Source organism: Janibacter indicus (assembly GCF_900176385.1).
In the GTDB taxonomy this organism is placed as follows: Bacteria; Actinomycetota; Actinomycetes; order Actinomycetales; family Dermatophilaceae; genus Janibacter; species Janibacter indicus.
In genome coordinates this window covers 22,038-37,626 of the sequence record NZ_FWXN01000009.1, presented here as the reverse complement: position 1 = coordinate 37,626, position 15,589 = coordinate 22,038, and the positions used below count along the sequence as shown (strand labels likewise).

Annotated in this window: 16 protein-coding genes; 12 read left to right on the top strand and 4 right to left on the bottom strand. The window is 70.6% G+C overall.

Annotated elements, in window-relative coordinates; translation table 11 throughout:
* Positions 1–251 precede the first annotated feature (251 nt).
* Positions 252–1,202, top strand: coding sequence for a heme o synthase (locus B9B60_RS11745; protein ID WP_084451646.1), 951 nt, complete (start codon positions 252–254; stop codon positions 1,200–1,202).
* Positions 1,203–1,417: 215 nt separating this feature from the next.
* On the opposite strand, the gene B9B60_RS11740 is transcribed toward B9B60_RS11745, so the two are convergent.
* From B9B60_RS11740 to B9B60_RS11730, 3 genes are read right to left on the bottom strand one after another with little or no spacing between them, the layout of a single operon-like run.
* Positions 1,418–2,329, bottom strand: coding sequence for a COX15/CtaA family protein (locus B9B60_RS11740; protein WP_084451644.1), 912 nt, complete (start codon positions 2,327–2,329; stop codon positions 1,418–1,420).
* A 54-nt stretch (positions 2,330–2,383) separates the two neighbouring features.
* Positions 2,384–3,136, bottom strand: a complete 753-nt coding sequence (locus B9B60_RS11735) for an ABC transporter permease (RefSeq protein WP_084451642.1) — start codon at positions 3,134–3,136, stop codon at positions 2,384–2,386.
* Positions 3,126–3,836, bottom strand: a complete 711-nt coding sequence (locus B9B60_RS11730) for an ABC transporter ATP-binding protein (RefSeq protein ID WP_084451640.1) — start codon at positions 3,834–3,836, stop codon at positions 3,126–3,128. Before B9B60_RS11730 ends, B9B60_RS11735 begins: the two co-directional genes overlap by 11 nt.
* A gap of 87 nt (positions 3,837–3,923) precedes the next feature.
* On the opposite strand from B9B60_RS11730, the gene B9B60_RS11725 reads away from it, so the two are divergent.
* The 10 genes from B9B60_RS11725 to B9B60_RS11680 all read left to right on the top strand — a co-directional run bounded on the left by B9B60_RS11725 (position 3,924) and on the right by B9B60_RS11680 (position 12,859).
* Positions 3,924–4,649 (top strand): helix-turn-helix transcriptional regulator, encoded by a 726-nt coding sequence (locus B9B60_RS11725; RefSeq protein WP_084451638.1) that lies wholly within the window; start codon positions 3,924–3,926, stop codon positions 4,647–4,649.
* Positions 4,646–6,067 (top strand): Fe-S cluster assembly protein SufB, encoded by a 1,422-nt coding sequence (sufB, locus tag B9B60_RS11720; protein ID WP_084451636.1) that lies wholly within the window; start codon positions 4,646–4,648, stop codon positions 6,065–6,067. Before B9B60_RS11725 ends, sufB begins: the two co-directional genes overlap by 4 nt.
* On the top strand, positions 6,067–7,236 hold the full coding sequence (gene sufD / locus B9B60_RS11715; RefSeq protein ID WP_084451635.1) for a Fe-S cluster assembly protein SufD: 1,170 nt from the start codon (positions 6,067–6,069) through the stop codon (positions 7,234–7,236). The genes sufB and sufD overlap by 1 nt, the downstream gene beginning before the upstream one ends.
* Positions 7,233–7,568, top strand: coding sequence for a non-heme iron oxygenase ferredoxin subunit (locus B9B60_RS11710; RefSeq protein ID WP_084451633.1), 336 nt, complete (start codon positions 7,233–7,235; stop codon positions 7,566–7,568). The genes sufD and B9B60_RS11710 overlap by 4 nt, the downstream gene beginning before the upstream one ends.
* A 28-nt stretch (positions 7,569–7,596) precedes the next feature.
* Positions 7,597–8,376: a Fe-S cluster assembly ATPase SufC gene (sufC, locus tag B9B60_RS11705; RefSeq protein WP_072624670.1), complete on the top strand. Its 780-nt coding sequence runs from the start codon at positions 7,597–7,599 to the stop codon at positions 8,374–8,376.
* Between the two features lie 2 nt (positions 8,377–8,378).
* A complete protein-coding gene (locus B9B60_RS11700; RefSeq protein WP_084451631.1) occupies positions 8,379–9,659 on the top strand; it encodes a cysteine desulfurase in 1,281 nt (426 codons plus the stop codon).
* Positions 9,659–10,129 (top strand): Fe-S cluster assembly sulfur transfer protein SufU, encoded by a 471-nt coding sequence (gene sufU, locus B9B60_RS11695; protein WP_084451629.1) that lies wholly within the window; start codon positions 9,659–9,661, stop codon positions 10,127–10,129. Before B9B60_RS11700 ends, sufU begins: the two co-directional genes overlap by 1 nt.
* Complete coding sequence (locus tag B9B60_RS11690; protein ID WP_072624667.1) at positions 10,126–10,455, top strand: metal-sulfur cluster assembly factor; 330 nt, start codon at positions 10,126–10,128, stop codon at positions 10,453–10,455. The genes sufU and B9B60_RS11690 overlap by 4 nt, the downstream gene beginning before the upstream one ends.
* 13 nt (positions 10,456–10,468) lie before the next feature.
* Positions 10,469–11,029 (top strand): acVLRF1 family peptidyl-tRNA hydrolase, encoded by a 561-nt coding sequence (locus B9B60_RS11685; RefSeq protein ID WP_084451627.1) that lies wholly within the window; start codon positions 10,469–10,471, stop codon positions 11,027–11,029.
* A gap of 114 nt (positions 11,030–11,143) precedes the next feature.
* Complete coding sequence (locus tag B9B60_RS11680; protein WP_084451625.1) at positions 11,144–12,859, top strand: BNR-4 repeat-containing protein; 1,716 nt, start codon at positions 11,144–11,146, stop codon at positions 12,857–12,859.
* Between the two features lie 10 nt (positions 12,860–12,869).
* Here the strand turns inward: B9B60_RS11680 and ypfJ are convergent, their stop codons facing one another.
* A complete protein-coding gene (gene ypfJ, locus B9B60_RS11675; RefSeq protein WP_084451623.1) occupies positions 12,870–13,793 on the bottom strand; it encodes a KPN_02809 family neutral zinc metallopeptidase in 924 nt (307 codons plus the stop codon).
* A gap of 118 nt (positions 13,794–13,911) precedes the next feature.
* Between ypfJ and B9B60_RS11670 the strand changes: the two genes are divergently transcribed.
* The gene (locus tag B9B60_RS11670) at positions 13,912–15,510 is read left to right on the top strand and encodes an ABC-F family ATP-binding cassette domain-containing protein (protein WP_084451621.1); all 1,599 of its coding nucleotides are present in this window, start codon (positions 13,912–13,914) and stop codon (positions 15,508–15,510) included.
* The last annotated feature ends 79 nt before the right edge of the window (positions 15,511–15,589 follow it).

The following is a 15,589-nucleotide window of genomic DNA, read 5'->3' as shown; positions in this document are numbered from 1 at the left end:
CGGGTGGTGCCCTTCGGAGCAGCGCTACCGGCTGCCTTCCGTGCGGGAGCCTTGGGGGAGGTGGCGGTGTCCGTGCTCAACGGATGACCTTTCTGCTGCGGGAGCGTGCGTGCTGTCGCCCACACTAGTCCCGTCCCGGGGGGTGGTGACGAGTGCAACCCGGGGGCCGGAGCACCCTTCGACACGGGTAGACTCCCCGGAGGTCGCGGCCCCGCCCGACCATGTCCCACCCCCTTCGGCAAAGGCAGTCCGTGACCACTCTCGAGTCGACGCGCGAGCTGTCGCCGGCGACCCGTCCTTGGCGCCGCACCGTGGCCGCCTACGTGGCGCTCACCAAGCCGCGCATCATCGAGCTGCTCCTCGTGACGACGGTCCCGGTGATGTTCCTCGCCCAGCGTGGCGTCCCCTCGCTCGCCCTCATCGTGCTGACCCTCGTCGGCGGCAGCCTGAGCGCCGGTGCGGCCAACACCTTCAACATGGTCTATGACCGTGACATCGACGCCCAGATGGGCCGCACGCAGAACCGGCCGCTCGTCACCGGCGAGGTCACGCCCCGGGCGGCGCTGGTCTTCGGCCTGGTGCTCACCGCGCTGTCCACCGCCTGGCTGTGGCTGCTCGTCAACCCTCTCTCGGCAATGCTCTCGCTCGCCGCGATCGTGCTCTACGCCGTCGGCTACACGATGATCCTCAAGCGGCGCACCCCGCAGAACATCGTGTGGGGCGGCATCGCCGGCTGCATGCCGACCCTCATCGGGTGGTCGGCCGTGACCAACTCCGTCGGCTGGCCGGCGATCATCCTCTTCCTCGTCATCTTCTTCTGGACCCCGCCGCACTACTGGCCGCTGTCGATGAGCTTCACCGACGACTACGCCAAGGCCGGGGTGCCGATGCTGCCCGTCGTCGAGCAGATGACGACCGTCGCGCGCCAGATCGTCGCCTACTCCTGGGTGATGGTCCTCACCTCGCTGGCCCTCGTCCCGGTCGCCGACATGGGCTGGGTCTATCTCGTCGCCGCCCTCGTCTCCGGTGGGCTCTTCGTCGCCGAGGCCCACCGGCTGCTCGCGGCCGCCGGGCGTGGTGCCAAGCAGTCGGTGCTCAAGCCGATGCGGCTCTTCCACTTCTCGATCACCTACGTGACACTGCTCTTCCTCGGCGTCGCGATCGACCCCCTGCTGCACCTGCCGCTGCCCGGCCTCTCCTGACCCCCTTGGCCCCGCACGACCCGCGTGGTCGGGTCGTGCTGCTCTGGTCGCTGACGAAGGGAGCAGGTCGGCACTGGCCGACGTCCTTCGTCGTCGCGGGGTCCAGTTGTCGTGCTCGACTTCGGCGTGATTCGCGCCGACCCACCCCTTCGTCAGCTGGGTCGAGGTGATCGCGTGTCGATGAGCCGGTCGGGGATACCTCTCCCCGCCTGCGCTCAGTCGGCCGGCAGGGGCTCCGTCGTGCGGGAGAGGACGATCGCGCGGGTGATGGCGACGACGAGGAGGCTGGCGCCGAGCATGTGGGCCAGCACGAGGACCTCGGGCAGTTTCGTCAGGTACTGGACGTAGCCGACGAGGCCCTGGGCGAGGGTGACCCACAGGACGACCCACCAGGCGCGGGCGGGACCGGCGGCCCGCTCGGTGAGCTTCGCGCCGAGCCAGACGGCGACGCAGATGCCGACGAAGAGCATCACGGCGTCCGCGTGCAGCCACGAGATGGTGCGCGGGTCGAAGCCGGTGCGGGCCGGCGTCTCGGCATCGCCGGAGTGCGGGCCGGAGCCGGTGACGACGGTGCCGAGCGCGAGCACCGCGACGGCGACGGCGACGAGCAGCCACTGCAGTCGGGTGACGAGCGGGTGGAGCAGCGAGTGCGTGCGGCCCGAGGGCTGCTGCTGGCGCCAGTAGAGCCAGGCCGAGACGGCGATGAGCACCATCGAGCACAGGAAGTGGAAGGCGACGATCCAGGGGTTGAGCCCGGTGCGGACCGTGATGCCCCCGACGATCGCCTGGGCTGCGATGCCGACCATGACGACCCAGGTGCCGGTGATCAGCTCGCGCCGGTCACGGGCCCAGCGGTAGAGCGCGATGAGCAGCGCGAGCGCCACGAAGCCGAGGAGCCCGGTGAGCGTGCGGTTGCCGAACTCGATGAGCTTGTGGATGCCCTCCTCCTGCTCGACCGTCGGCACGTAGGAGCCGGGGACGCACTCGGGCCAGGTCGGGCAGCCGAGCCCGGAGCCGGTGAGCCGCACCAGGCCGCCGGTGACGACGATGCCGATCTCGACGATCAGGTTGAGCAGGAGCAGGCGCGGCAGCCACGTGCGGGCGGTCTGGGAGAGGGTCTCGGGCACGCCACTACGGTATGTCGTAGCCGGGTGTGCTCCGACCACAGGGTCCGAAGGGGGTCAGTCCCGCCAGCGGAAGGTGCGCACGACGGCGAGGCTCAGCACGACCCCCCAGGCGACGAGCACGAGCCACGGCACGAGCGGGACGCCTGCACCGGTGAGACCGTCGCGGAAGGCGTCGCCGAGGGCACCCGACGGAAGCCACCGCACCACGGCGTCGAGACCGACGGTGTCGCCCGGCAGGAGCAGGCCGCCGGCACCGGCGAGCAGGACCCAGACGAGGTTGGCCACCGCCAGCACGGCCTCGGCCCGCAGGACCCCGGCCAGCAGCAGGGCGAGGGCGACGAAGACCCACACACCCAGCGCCGCGCTCACGGGGGTGATCAGCAGGCCCAGCGGGTCGGGCCGCCAGCCGGCGACCGCGGCGACCAACCCGAGCACGAGGAGCTGGCCGACGACGACCCCGGCCACCGCCAGGGCCTTGCCCGCGAGCAGGCCGTCGGTGCCGACGGGTGAGGTCGCGAGCATTCGCAGCACGCCGTAGCGGCGGTCGAAGCCGGTCTGGATCGCCTGGCCGGTGAAGGCCGTCGACACCACGGCGAGCGCGAGCACGCCGGGGGCGACGAGGGCGATGCGGGGTGCGGGCAGCTCCGGGTAGGGGCTCGCCAGGAGCGCGAGGAGGGCGAGCACGGGCAGCACGAGCGCGACGAGGATCTGCTCGCCGTTGCGCACGAGGATCTCGGCCTCGAAGCGCGCCTGGGCGCGCACCCGGCGGCCGCGCGGCTCTGCGGGGGAGAGGGACTCAGTTGCCACGCAGGCCTCCGGTCAGGGCGAAGTAGGCGTCCTCGAGCCGTCCGCCGGCGGCGATCGCCGCCGGGGTGTCGTCGGCGACGACCCGCCCGCGGTCGAGGATGACGACCCGGTCGGCCAGACGCTCGGCCTCCTCGAAGCCGTGCGTCGTCACCACGAGGGCGACCCCCTCGTCGCGTCGCTCGCGCAGGAGGTCCCACACGGCCAGTCGAGCGTGCGGGTCGAGCCCGGCGGTCGGCTCGTCGAGGAAGGCGACCTCGGGGTCGCTGAGGAGGGCGGCGGCCAGGGCCACCCGCTGGCGCTGGCCTCCGCTCAGGCGGCGGACCGGTGTCCGGGCGAAGGGGGCGATGTCGAGTCTCTCGACGAGCTCCGGACCGCGGTGGGTCCGGTAGAGCCGGCCGAGGTGGGCGAGCAGGCGGCTGGCCGGGACGCTCTGCGGCAGCCCGCCGTCCTGGAGCATGACGCCGACGCGGGCACGGTGGTCGGCGGAGGCCTGCCAAGGATCGGTGCCGAGGACGCGGCAGCGGCCGCCGTCGGGCTGCTGGAGGCCTTCGAGGCACTCGATGGTCGTCGTCTTGCCGGCACCGTTGGGCCCGAGGACGCAGGTGATCTGCCCCGTCGAGGCACCCCACGAGGCCCCGTCCAGGGCGACGGTGTCACCGAAGACGCGGCGCAGGTCCTCCACGACGACGGCACGATCCACGAGAGGGGAGTCTAGGCAGCCGGACCCCGGGTGTGGGGTGAGGCATACCTTTGTTGTGTCCACGGCCGAATTACATAACATGGATGTGTGGTTATTGCTCCGCGGGACCTGCGCGCGTCGGACACCGACGCGGCGACCCGCGATGCCCGCACCCGGGACCGTGTCCTGGCGACGATCAGCGAGCGCGGTCCCATCACCGCCGCCGACTTGGCCAGCCACCTCGGGCTGACCGCCACCGGCGTGCGGCGACACCTCGACCAGCTTGCCGAGTCCGGCGCCGTCACCAGCCGCGCACCCCACACCGGCAAGCGCGGCCGCGGGCGCCCCGCCCGCGAGTGGGTCGTCGGCGACACCGGCCACGACCGACTCCCCTCCGACTACGACGAGATCGCCGTCGACGCGATCCGCTTCGTGCGCGAGAGCATCGGACCCGACGGCGTGCGCGCCTTCGCCGACCAGCGCATGAGCGCGCTCGAGGCACGTTGCGCCGCACAGGTCAAGGCCGCGGGCGACGACCCCCGGGCTCGCACCGAGGCCCTCGTCACCGCCCTTCGCTCCGAGGGCTACGCTGCCAGCGCCCGCACGGTCGGCGACGACGTCGTCGTCGGCCTCCAGCTGTGCCAGGGCCACTGCCCGGTCCAGCACGTCGCCGCGCAGTTCCCGGAGCTGTGCGAGGCCGAGACCGATGCCTTCAGCCGACTCCTCGGCGTCCACGTCCAGCGCCTGGCCACCCTGGCCCAGGGCGATCACGTCTGCACCACCTTCGTCCCCACCGCGGGGGCGCGTCCCCACACAGAGAGGTCCACCCGATGAGCACCAACATCGAAGAGCTCAACCCAGGGCTCAAGGACATCGGCAAGTACGAGTTCGGCTGGGCCGATGCCGACACCGCCGGTGCCAGCGCCAAGCGTGGCCTCAACGAGGCCGTCGTGAGCGACATCTCCGACCGCAAGGGCGAGCCGCAGTGGATGCGTGACCTGCGCCTGAAGTCGCTGCGGCTGTTCGACAAGAAGCCCATGCCCAGCTGGGGCAGCGACCTCACCGGCATCGACTTCCAGAACATCAAGTACTTCGTGAAGTCCACCGAGAAGCAGGCGGCCTCCTGGGAGGACCTGCCCGAGGACATCAAGAACACCTACGACAAGCTCGGCATCCCCGAGGCGGAGAAGCAGCGCCTCGTCGCCGGTGTCGCGGCGCAGTACGAGTCGGAGGTCGTCTACCACCAGATCCGCGAGGACCTGGAGGAGAAGGGTGTCATCTTCGTCGACACCGACACCGGCCTGCGCGAGCACGAGGACCTCTTCCGCGAGTACTTCGGCACCGTCATCCCCGCCGGTGACAACAAGTTCTCCGCGCTCAACACCGCAGTCTGGTCCGGTGGCTCCTTCATCTACGTCCCGCCGGGCGTCCACGTCGACATCCCGCTGCAGGCCTACTTCCGGATCAACACCGAGAACATGGGCCAGTTCGAGCGGACGCTGATCATCGCCGACGAGGGCTCCTACGTGCACTACGTCGAGGGCTGCACCGCCCCGATCTACAAGACCGACTCGCTGCACAGCGCCGTCGTCGAGATCGTCGTGAAGAAGAACGCGCGAGTGCGCTACACGACGATCCAGAACTGGTCCAACAACGTCTACAACCTCGTCACCAAGCGCACCACGGTCGCCGAGGGCGGCACGATGGAGTGGGTCGACGGCAACATCGGCTCCAAGGTGACGATGAAGTACCCCGCGTGCTTCCTCCTCGGCGAGCACGCCAAGGGCGAGACGCTGTCGATCGCCTTCGCCGGCGAGGGCCAGCACCAGGACGCGGGGGCCAAGATGGTGCACGCGGCGCCCAACACCTCGAGCTCGATCGTCTCCAAGTCGGTCGCCCGCGGTGGCGGTCGCACCTCCTACCGGGGCCTGGTGCAGGTGCTCGAGGGAGCGACCAACAGCAAGTCCAACGTCGTCTGCGACGCCCTGCTCGTCGACACGATCAGCCGGTCCGACACCTACCCCTACGTCGACGTCCGCGAGGACGACGTGCAGATGGGTCACGAGGCGACCGTCTCCAAGGTCTCGGCCGACCAGCTCTTCTACCTCATGTCCCGCGGGCTGAGCGAGGAGGAGGCCATGGCGATGATCGTGCGCGGCTTCGTCGAGCCCATCGCGCGCGAGCTGCCGATGGAGTACGCCCTCGAACTCAACCGCCTCATCGAACTCCAGATGGAAGGAGCCGTCGGCTGATGAGCCTTCTGGCTGACTCGGGCCCCAAGGCCCACACCCACTCCGCCGACACCCTGGTCCCCGACCAGTCCCGCGCCGAGCGCACGCGCTCGTGGTCGGTGGCTGACTTCGAGCTGCCGACCGGCCGCGAGGAGGACTGGCGCTTCACCCCCGTCGGGCGCCTCACCGACCTGCTGGCGGACGCCGGCGGGTCCGCCGAGCTCGACGTGACCCACCACCTGCCGGAGGGCGTCACCCGCTCGGTCGTCCCCGCCGACGAGGCCCGCGCGCTCGGTGCGCCGGCCCCCGGTGACCGCGCCGCGGCGGTCGCCGCGGCCGGTGGTGATGTGACGATCATCGACATCCCGGCCGAGGCCGAGCTCACCGAGCCGGTGCGCATCTCGCTCACCGGCACCGGCGGTGACACCGTCCGCGCCCACCACGTGGTGCGTGTCGGGCACTTCGCCCGGGGCACGATCGTCGTCGAGCACTCCGGCACCGCCGACTACACCGAGCTGCTCTCGGTGCTCGCCGGCGACGGCTCGCAGCTGACGATCGTCTCCCTCCAGGACTGGGAGGACGACGCGCAGCACCTGGGCCAGCACGACGTGGTCGTCGGTCGTGACGCGAGCGTGCGGCACATCGCCGTGACGATCGGCGGTGGCATCGTGCGCCTCAACACCAACGCGACCTACGCCGGTCCGGGTGGCTCCTTCGAGGGCCTGGGCGTCTACTTCGCCGACGCCGGCCAGCACCTCGAGCACCGGCTCTTCGTCGACCACGAGGCGCCGCACTGCTCGAGCAATGTCGAGTACAAGGGCGCGCTGCAGGGCGAGACAGCCCACACCGTGTGGGTCGGCGACGTGCTGATCCGCGCGGCCGCCGAGGGCACCGAGACCTACGAGCTCAACCGCAACCTCGTCCTCACCGACGGCGCGCGGGCCGACTCCGTGCCCAACCTCGAGATCGAGACCGGCGAGATCGTCGGCGCCGGGCACGCCTCGACGACCGGGCGCTTCGACGACCAGCAGCTCTTCTACCTGCAGGCTCGCGGCATCCCCGAGGACGAGGCCCGTCGCCTCGTCGTGCGCGGCTTCTTCAACAGCATCGTCGCGCGCATCGGTGACGCGGAGATCAGCGACCGGATCATGGCCGCGATCGACGTCGAGCTCGAGGGCGGTGCGGCATGAGTGCCGTCGCCGAGCCCGACTACATCCGCGTCTGCAGCCTCGACGAGCTGACCCCGGGTGAGGCGGCCAAGGCCGACATCGGTGGCCGCCTCGTGGCGATCGTGCGCACCGACGACGGCACCGTGCACGCCGTCGACGACACGTGCACCCACGCCAACGTCTCGCTCTCCGAGGGCGAGGTCGACGGCTGCGCCATCGAGTGCTGGCTGCACGGCTCGCGCTTCGACCTGCGCACCGGCGCCCCCAGCCACCTGCCGGCGACCGTGCCCGTCGCCGTCCACACCGTCCAGGTCACCGAGGCCGGCGACGTGCTCGTCGCCCTCGCCGACTGACCTTCCCCCTTCGACCGAAAGAACCGACATGGCAACGCTCCAGATCACCGACCTGCACGTCAGTGTCGAGACCGAAGACGGCCCCAAGGAGATCCTCAAGGGCGTCACCCTGACCATCCGGTCCGGCGAGACCCACGCGATCATGGGCCCCAACGGCTCCGGCAAGTCCACGCTCGCCTACTCGATCGCCGGCCACCCCAAGTACACCGTCACCTCCGGCGAGGTCACCCTCGACGGCGAGGACGTGCTGTCGATGTCCGTCGACGAGCGCGCCCGCGCGGGCCTCTTCCTCGCGATGCAGTACCCCGTCGAGGTCCCGGGCGTCACGGTGAGCAACTTCCTGCGCACCGCCAAGACCGCCATCGACGGCGAGGCCCCCAAGTTGCGCACCTGGGTCAAGGAGGTCCGCGGCACGATGGACGAGCTGCGCATGGACTCCTCCTTCGCCGACCGCAACGTCAACGAGGGCTTCTCCGGTGGTGAGAAGAAGCGCCACGAGATCCTCCAGATGGAGCTGCTCAAGCCGAAGTTCGCCGTCCTCGACGAGACCGACTCCGGCCTCGACGTCGACGCGCTGCGCGTGGTCTCCGAGGGCGTCAACCGCGCCAAGGAGTCGACCGACGCCGGTGTCCTGCTCATCACGCACTACACGCGGATCCTGCGCTACATCAAGCCCGAGTTCGTCCACGTCTTCGTCGACGGCAAGATCGCCGAGGAGGGCGGCCCGGAGCTGGCCGACCAGCTCGAGGCCGAGGGTTACGACCGCTTCATCGCGACGGGGGAGCCCGCCACGACCGCAGGGGCCTGACCATGACGCCGCAGCTGATCCCCGAGGGCGAGCTGGCCGCGATCCGCGGTCAGTTCCCGATCCTCGAGCGCACCGTGCGCGGGGGCAAGCCGCTGGTCTACCTCGACTCCGGCGCGACCTCGCAGAAGCCGCTCGCCGTCCTCGACGCCGAGCGCGACTTCCTCGTCACGGCCAACTCCGCGCCGCACCGTGGTGCCCACGCGCTGTCCGAGGAGGCCACCGAGGCCTATGAGAGCGCCCGGGCCGACATCGCCGGGCTCATCGGCGCCCAGCCGCGCGAGGTGGTCTTCACCAAGAACGCGACCGAGGCGCTCAACCTCGCCGCCTATGCCTTCTCCAACGCCGAGGCGGGGTCCCCCCTTCGTCTCGGTGAGGGCGACGAGGTGCTCATCACCGAGGCCGAGCACCACGCCAACCTCATCCCGTGGCAGGAGCTGTGCCGACGCACCGGCGCGACCCTGCGCTGGATCGGCGTGACGACCGAGGGCCGGCTCGACCTCGACCAGCTCGACGAGATGGTCACCGAGCGGACCAAGGTCGTGGCCTTCACGCACGCATCCAACGTCCTCGGGGCCGTCACCGACGTCCCGCGGGTCGTCGCCGCCGCCCGCTCCGTCGGGGCCATCACGGTGCTCGACGCCTGCCAGTCGGTGCCGCACCTCCCGGTCGACGTCACCGAGCTGGGTGTGGACCTGCTCGCCTTCTCCGGTCACAAGATGTACGGCCCGAGCGGCATCGGGGTCCTGTGGGGCCGCTACGACCTGCTGGAGCAGATGCCCGCCTTCCTCACCGGCGGCTCGATGATCGAGATCGTGCGCATGGAGGGCAGCACCTATGCCCCGCCGCCCACGCGCTTCGAGGCCGGTGTTCCGATGACCAGCCAGGCCATCGGTCTGGGCGCCGCCGTCCGCTGGATGCGTGACATCGGCGTCGAGCGCATCGCCCAGCACGAGCAGGCGCTCACCGCGCGGCTGCTCGACTCGCTCGCGCAGCGCCCGTGGGTGCGTCTCGTCGGCCCCGCCGACACCGACCACCGCGGCTCGGCCGTCTCCTTCGTCGTCGACGGGGTGCACGCCCACGACGTCGGCCAGGTCCTCGACGACCAGGGCGTCGCCGTGCGCGTCGGCCACCACTGCGCGTGGCCGCTGCACCGCAGCTTCGGCGTCGCGGCGACCACGCGCGCCTCGCTGGCCGTCTACAACACCCCCGCCGAGATCGACGCCCTCGTGGCCGCGCTCGACCGGGTGCCCGAGATCTTCGGCATCGATCGGGGGGCCGCCTGATGGACCTCTACCAGGAGCTCATCCTCGACCACTCCAAGCGCAAGGTCGGCCACGGCCTGCGTGAGGGGCACGTCGCCGAGGTGCACCACGTCAACCCGACCTGTGGCGACGAGGTGACGCTGCGCGTCCACCTCGACGGCACCGGCCCCGACGCCCACATCACCGACATCTCCTACGAGGCCATGGGCTGCTCGATCTCCATGGCGAGCACCTCGATCCTCGCCGAGGAGGTCACCGGTGAGGTGATCCATGACGCCATGGACGTCCACGCCGCGATGCGGCACATGCTGACCAGCCGTGGTCAGGACCCGGGCGACGAGGAGGTCATCGGCGACGGTGTCGCCCTGGCCGGTGTCGCCCAGTACCCGGCACGCGTCAAGTGCGCGCTGCTCGGCTGGATGGCCCTCACCGACGCCCTGGCCCAGGCCGGCGTCGACGTCCCCAGCACGACCGAAGGAGAGTCCGCATGACCGCCCAGGCACCGACCCCGAGCAACGTCGCCGATGTCGAGGAGGCCCTGCGCGACGTCGTCGACCCCGAGCTCGGCATCAACGTCGTCGACCTCGGTCTCGTCTACGGCATCACCGTCGACCCGCAGAACCACGCAGTCATCGACATGACCCTCACCTCCGCCGCCTGCCCGCTGACCGACGTCATCGAGGACCAGGTCGACGGGGCGCTGTCGGACATTGTCGCCGACGCCCGGATCAACTGGGTGTGGATGCCGCCGTGGGGCCCCGACAAGATCACCGACGACGGTCGCGAGCAGCTGCGCGCGCTCGGCTTCAACATCTGAGCCACTCCTCACGATGACCCGCACGGTCGAGGTCGACCCGGCTCGGCTCGACCGGTGGGTCGAGGGCTTCGGTGCCCGGCACGACGGCGTCACGCGCGCCGACGGGCCGGGCACCGTCGTGCTCACCGGCGGTGACGGCGCCACGGCGACGGGGGAGCGCTTCGAGCACCAGCGGATCGGTCTGGTCCTCGTGCGGCGCGGCGGGTACGCCGTGGGCCGTGACGAAGGGGGTGACCTCCTCGCCCACACGTGCGGCACCGCCTACGTCCAGTCGCGGACGAAGAAGGGCGGGTGGAGCCAGCAACGGTACGCCCGACGTCGTGGCAACCAGGCCGACGGGGTGCTCGACAAGGTGAGGGAGATCTCCCTTCGTCATCTGGGGCGGGACGCCGTCGACGCCCTCGTCCTCGGCGGCGACCGGCAGATGGCCGAGCAGGTGCTCGAGGACCCGCGTCTGGAGCACCTGCGCGACCTGCCGCAGCGCACCCTGTGGGACCTGCCCGACCCGCGGCTCGTGGTGCTCCAGGAGGCCGCGCGACGATCCCGGTGCGTGCGGCTGCAGATCAGCGACTGAGCCTGCGCAGGGGAGCGCGTCGGCGGGTGTAATCTGCGCGCGTAGGCGAGGACGGGGAGAGCCTTGCCACATTCCTTCGGGGGAAGCACCGTGCGCTCTTCACGTACTGCCGTCATGTCCACCGTCGCCCTCGTGGCGGCCCTGCTGACGGGGACCGCCGCCGTGGCGGCACCACCGCCGACGGCGACCACCGCGCCGCAGGCGCAGCAGGCACCGCCGGACCCCGTCCCGCCCGCCGCCAAGGGCACGCCGATGACCCAGCGCGCCACGGCCCAGCAGCAGCGGGTCGCCGACTCGGTGGCCGACGAGTCGCTCCAGACCGCCGAGCAGCCGGCGCAGCCGGTGGCGGCGGCGCCGGCCACGGCCGACTCGCTCGAGGCGCGGACGGTGCGGATGACCTCCAACGGCGCGTGGACCTGGTACTCCGACCCGCGGGTCCTGCAGACCTCGCGTTACACCTACTTCGCCTACGTCACGAGGGCGGGCTCGGTCATGCTCACCTCGCTGAGCAAGGCCGACCAGCGGATGGCCACGACGACGCTGAGCCAGTACCAGCTGCGCGACGACCACAACGTCCCTGGCCTCGTCGAGACGGCTGACGGGCGGATCGCGGCCTTCTGGGGAGGCCACGGCAAGGCGCCGGTGCAGTACCGCGTGAGCAACACCGCGGGTGACGTCACGAAGATGTCGGCGGTGCGCAAGCTCAAGGGCTCGAGCATGGAAAATGCGAAGTCGACGTACGTCCAGGTCTTCCGGATGCGCGGCGTGAGCAACCAGTACCACGTGCTCACCCGTCGCTACTCCGACCAGAACTGGGTCGTCTCGACGAGCAAGGACCTCGTCAACTGGTCCGCTCCCGTCCAGCTCTTCAAGAACTCCGGGGGCGGGCTGCGCACCTGGCCCTACCTCGAGGCGGCCTCCTCGGGCTGGAAGCAGATGCATCTGGCCGTGAGCGACGGGCACCCGGCCCAGGACGTCAACAACTCGCTCTACCACTTCACCTACGACGCCGCGACCAAGAAACTGGGTCGGACCAACGGCACGGCCGTCGCTCGCCCCGCCTACCCGCGCTCGGGCACCCAGATCTACGACGGACGCAGCCTCGACGGTCGGGTGCGCGTCTACGACTTCGGACTGCGCTCCGGTGGCTATCCCACGGTCGCCTTCACCACGACCGACCGGACCACCGGGAGCAGCGGCTACACCTACAAGTGGGCGACCACCGTGAGCGGCTCGTGGACCACCCGGACGGTCGCGCGGCAGGAGGAGTACCCCGAGGGCATCACGCTCGACGCGCGAAACGCCAACACGGCCTACGTCATCACCCGCGCGGGCGAGGAGACCCAGCTGTCCGAGCTGTCGACGAGCGACCGGGGCGCGTCGTGGCTCTCCCGGCCCATCGCCCTCCAGCGGGGCGTGCAGCGCACGCCTGCGGCGCCCGCGGGTGCGGTGGGGCCCTTCTCGGTCATGTGGATGACCGGCTCCTACACCGACTGGACCGACTACTCGACGGGCATCGTCGCCGAGACGACCGGGCGGACGCCGATCGAGCTGCGGGCCACGTGGCCGAAGACCTGGGCCACGGGTGGGGGCGTCTCCGCCCGGGTCAAGCAGGGCATTGGGGGGCCGGCTGCCAGCGGCATCAAGACCTGGCTGCTCGTCAAGAAGCCCGGCGAGCCGCAGCAGTACATCAAGTCGGCGCGGACCAGCTCGACCGGCTACGTGAAGTTCAGCATCAACCGCTACTACCCGAAGGGCACGACGGTGTGGGTCTTCGCCCCGACGGAGGGCCAGTGGGGCGCCGGCAAGTCGGAGGGCAGGAAGAAGTAGCTCGGGAGGCTCAGATGTTGTTGGGGTCGGCGACCTCGAAGGTGTCGCACGAGCCGACCGAGTCGGCCTTCATCCCGCGCAGCAGCCAGGCCTGACGGGCCTTGGCCGAGCCGTGGGTCCAGCCCTCGGGGTTGACTCCGCCACCGGACTTCTTCTGGATCTCGTCGTCGCCCACCGACTTGGCCGCGCCCATGGCATTGCGCACGTCGGCCTCGCTGATCTCGGTGATGAGGACCTCGCCGTTGGCGTCCTTGGTCTGCGTCGCGTGCTGCATCCACATGCCCGCGAAGCAGTCGGCCATGAGCTCGACGCGCACCGCGCCCGAGTCGGCGCCCTGCGGGTCCTTCTGCGACTCCTCGAGGACGCCGTAGACGTTTTGGATGTGGTGGCCGTACTCGTGGGCGAGGACGTAGAGCTCGGCGAGGGTCCCGTCCTCGGCGCCGAGCTGGCTCTCCATGATGTCGAAGAAGTCGGTGTCGATGAAGATCTTTTCGTCCAGGGGGCAGTAGAAGGGACCGATCTGGTTGCTCGCCGTGCCGCACTGGGACTGCGTCTGCCCCTGGTAGACGACCGTCTGCTTGGGCCCGCGGAAGTCCTGACCCGCGTCGTCGAGGGCCTTGGCCAGGTCGGGCTGGTCGCTCCAGAAGTCGTAGAGGCTGTTCTCGCCGAGGACCATCAGGCAGCGGCGCTCCTTCTTGGCGTCGGCCCCGGTCTTGCAGTTGTCCTGCACCCAGGTGTCCTCGCCCGATGCGCTCTCCTGGGGTTGGCCTCCGACACCGAGGTCCGAGGGATTGGCGCCCATGAGCAGCGCGACGATGACGACGATGACACCGACGATGCCGCCACCCCCGGCGATGACCGGGCCACGGCCCCCGCCGCCACCCCCGCCGCCCATGCGCGAGGTGTCGAGCGAGGCGTTGTCGTTGATGCTCATGTACTGACCTCCATCAGGAGCGGGCCCGGACCGCCGCGACCAACCGATGCGGGAACGCGCGGTCGCGCGACTTACACTAGCCGCCGACCGAGCCCTCGCACGTGCAGGAGAACCACCCGTGATCACAGCCAGCGGCATCGAGCTGCGCGCCGGGTCCCGGATCCTCCTGGAGGGAGCGAGCTTCCGGGTCGCCCCCGGCGACCGGGTCGGCCTCGTGGGACGCAACGGCGCCGGCAAGACCACCCTGACCAAGGTCCTGGCAGGGCAGGGTCAGCCGGCGGCCGGCAGCGTCACCGCGAGCGGCGGGATCGGCTACCTGCCGCAGGACCCACGCACCGGGGACCTCACCGTCACGGCCCGGCAGCGCATCCTCTCGGCACGCGGGCTCGACCGGATCGTCACCGACCGCCGGACGGCCGAGCAGCGGATGGCCAGCGCCGACCCGGAGACGCTCGAGCGGGCGATGGCGCGGTTCTCCCGCCTGCAGGAGGAGTTCGAGTCGGCGGGCGGGTACGCCGCGGAGTCCGAGGCCGGGAGCATCGCCTCGGCGCTCGGCATCGACGAGGCCCGACTCGACCAGAGCCTCGAGACCCTCTCGGGTGGTCAGCGCCGTCGGGTGGAGCTCGCCCGGATCCTCTTCTCCGGCAACGAGACCCTGCTGCTCGACGAGCCGACCAACCACCTCGACGCCGACTCGATCGCCTGGCTGCGCGACCACCTCAAGAACTACAAGGGCGGGCTGATCATCATCAGCCACGACGTCGACCTGCTCGAGGTCGTCGTCAACCGCGTCTTCCACCTCGACGCCAACCGGTGCGAGATCGATCAGTACAACATGGGCTGGAAGAACTACCTCCAGCAGCGCGAGACCGACGAGCGCCGCCGCAAGCGCGAGCTGCAGAACGCCCAGAAGAAGGCCGGCGCCCTGCTCGACCAGGCCGAGAAGATGCGGGCCAAGGCAACCAAGGCCACCGCGGCGCAGCAGATGATCAAGCGCGCCGAACGGATGCTCGCCGGCGTCGAGGGGGGGCGGACCCAGGACCGCGTGGCCAAGCTGCGCTTCCCCGACCCCGCACCCTGCGGGCGGACCCCCCTTCGTGCCTCCGGCCTGTCCCGCTCCTACGGGAGCCTCGAGATCTTCACCGACGTCGACCTCGCGATCGACCGGGGGAGCAAGGTCGTCGTCCTCGGGCTCAACGGTGCCGGCAAGACGACGCTGCTGCGGATGCTCGCCGGGGTCGACGCACCGGACACCGGACAGGTCGAGCCGGGGCACGGGCTCAAGCTCGGCTACTACGCCCAGGAGCACGAAAATCTCGACGTCGACCGGTCGGTCCTGGCCAACATGAAGTCGGCCGCGCCGGACCTCGGTGAGACCGAGGTGCGCAAGGTGCTCGGCTCCTTCCTCTTCACCGGCGACGACGTCGACAAGCCGGCCGGCGTGCTCTCCGGCGGGGAGAAGACCCGGCTCTCGCTCGCCCTCCTCGTCGTCTCCAGCGCCAACGTCCTGCTCCTCGACGAGCCGACCAACAACCTCGACCCGGCCAGCCGCGAGGAGATCCTCGGGGCGCTGTCGACCTTCAAGGGCGCGGTCGTCCTCGTCACCCACGACGAGGGCGCCGTCGACGCCCTGCAGCCGGAGCGGATCCTGCTGCTGCCCGACGGTGTGGAGGACTTCTACAGCGCGGACTACCGCGATCTGGTGACGCTCGCCTGATCGCCCTCGTGCGGCCTGCTCCAGCAGGTGAGACGCATAACAGGCGGTTATGCAATCCATAAGGTGGCTCGTAGGATGG

Bases quoted from the DNA above. Each gene is read 5' to 3' on its own strand.
- sufB (WP_084451636.1), top strand. From the start codon at position 4,646: ATGAGCACCAACATCGAAGAGCTCAACCCAGGGCTCAAGGACATCGGC.
- sufD (WP_084451635.1), top strand. From the start codon at position 6,067: ATGAGCCTTCTGGCTGACTCGGGCCCCAAGGCCCACACCCACTCCGCC.
- B9B60_RS11710 (WP_084451633.1), top strand. From the start codon at position 7,233: ATGAGTGCCGTCGCCGAGCCCGACTACATCCGCGTCTGCAGCCTCGAC.
- sufC (WP_072624670.1), top strand. From the start codon at position 7,597: ATGGCAACGCTCCAGATCACCGACCTGCACGTCAGTGTCGAGACCGAA.
- B9B60_RS11700 (WP_084451631.1), top strand. From the start codon at position 8,379: ATGACGCCGCAGCTGATCCCCGAGGGCGAGCTGGCCGCGATCCGCGGT.
- sufU (WP_084451629.1), top strand. From the start codon at position 9,659: ATGGACCTCTACCAGGAGCTCATCCTCGACCACTCCAAGCGCAAGGTC.
- B9B60_RS11690 (WP_072624667.1), top strand. From the start codon at position 10,126: ATGACCGCCCAGGCACCGACCCCGAGCAACGTCGCCGATGTCGAGGAG.
- B9B60_RS11685 (WP_084451627.1), top strand. From the start codon at position 10,469: ATGACCCGCACGGTCGAGGTCGACCCGGCTCGGCTCGACCGGTGGGTC.
- B9B60_RS11680 (WP_084451625.1), top strand. From the start codon at position 11,144: ATGTCCACCGTCGCCCTCGTGGCGGCCCTGCTGACGGGGACCGCCGCC.
- ypfJ (WP_084451623.1), bottom strand. From the start codon at position 13,793: ATGAGCATCAACGACAACGCCTCGCTCGACACCTCGCGCATGGGCGGC.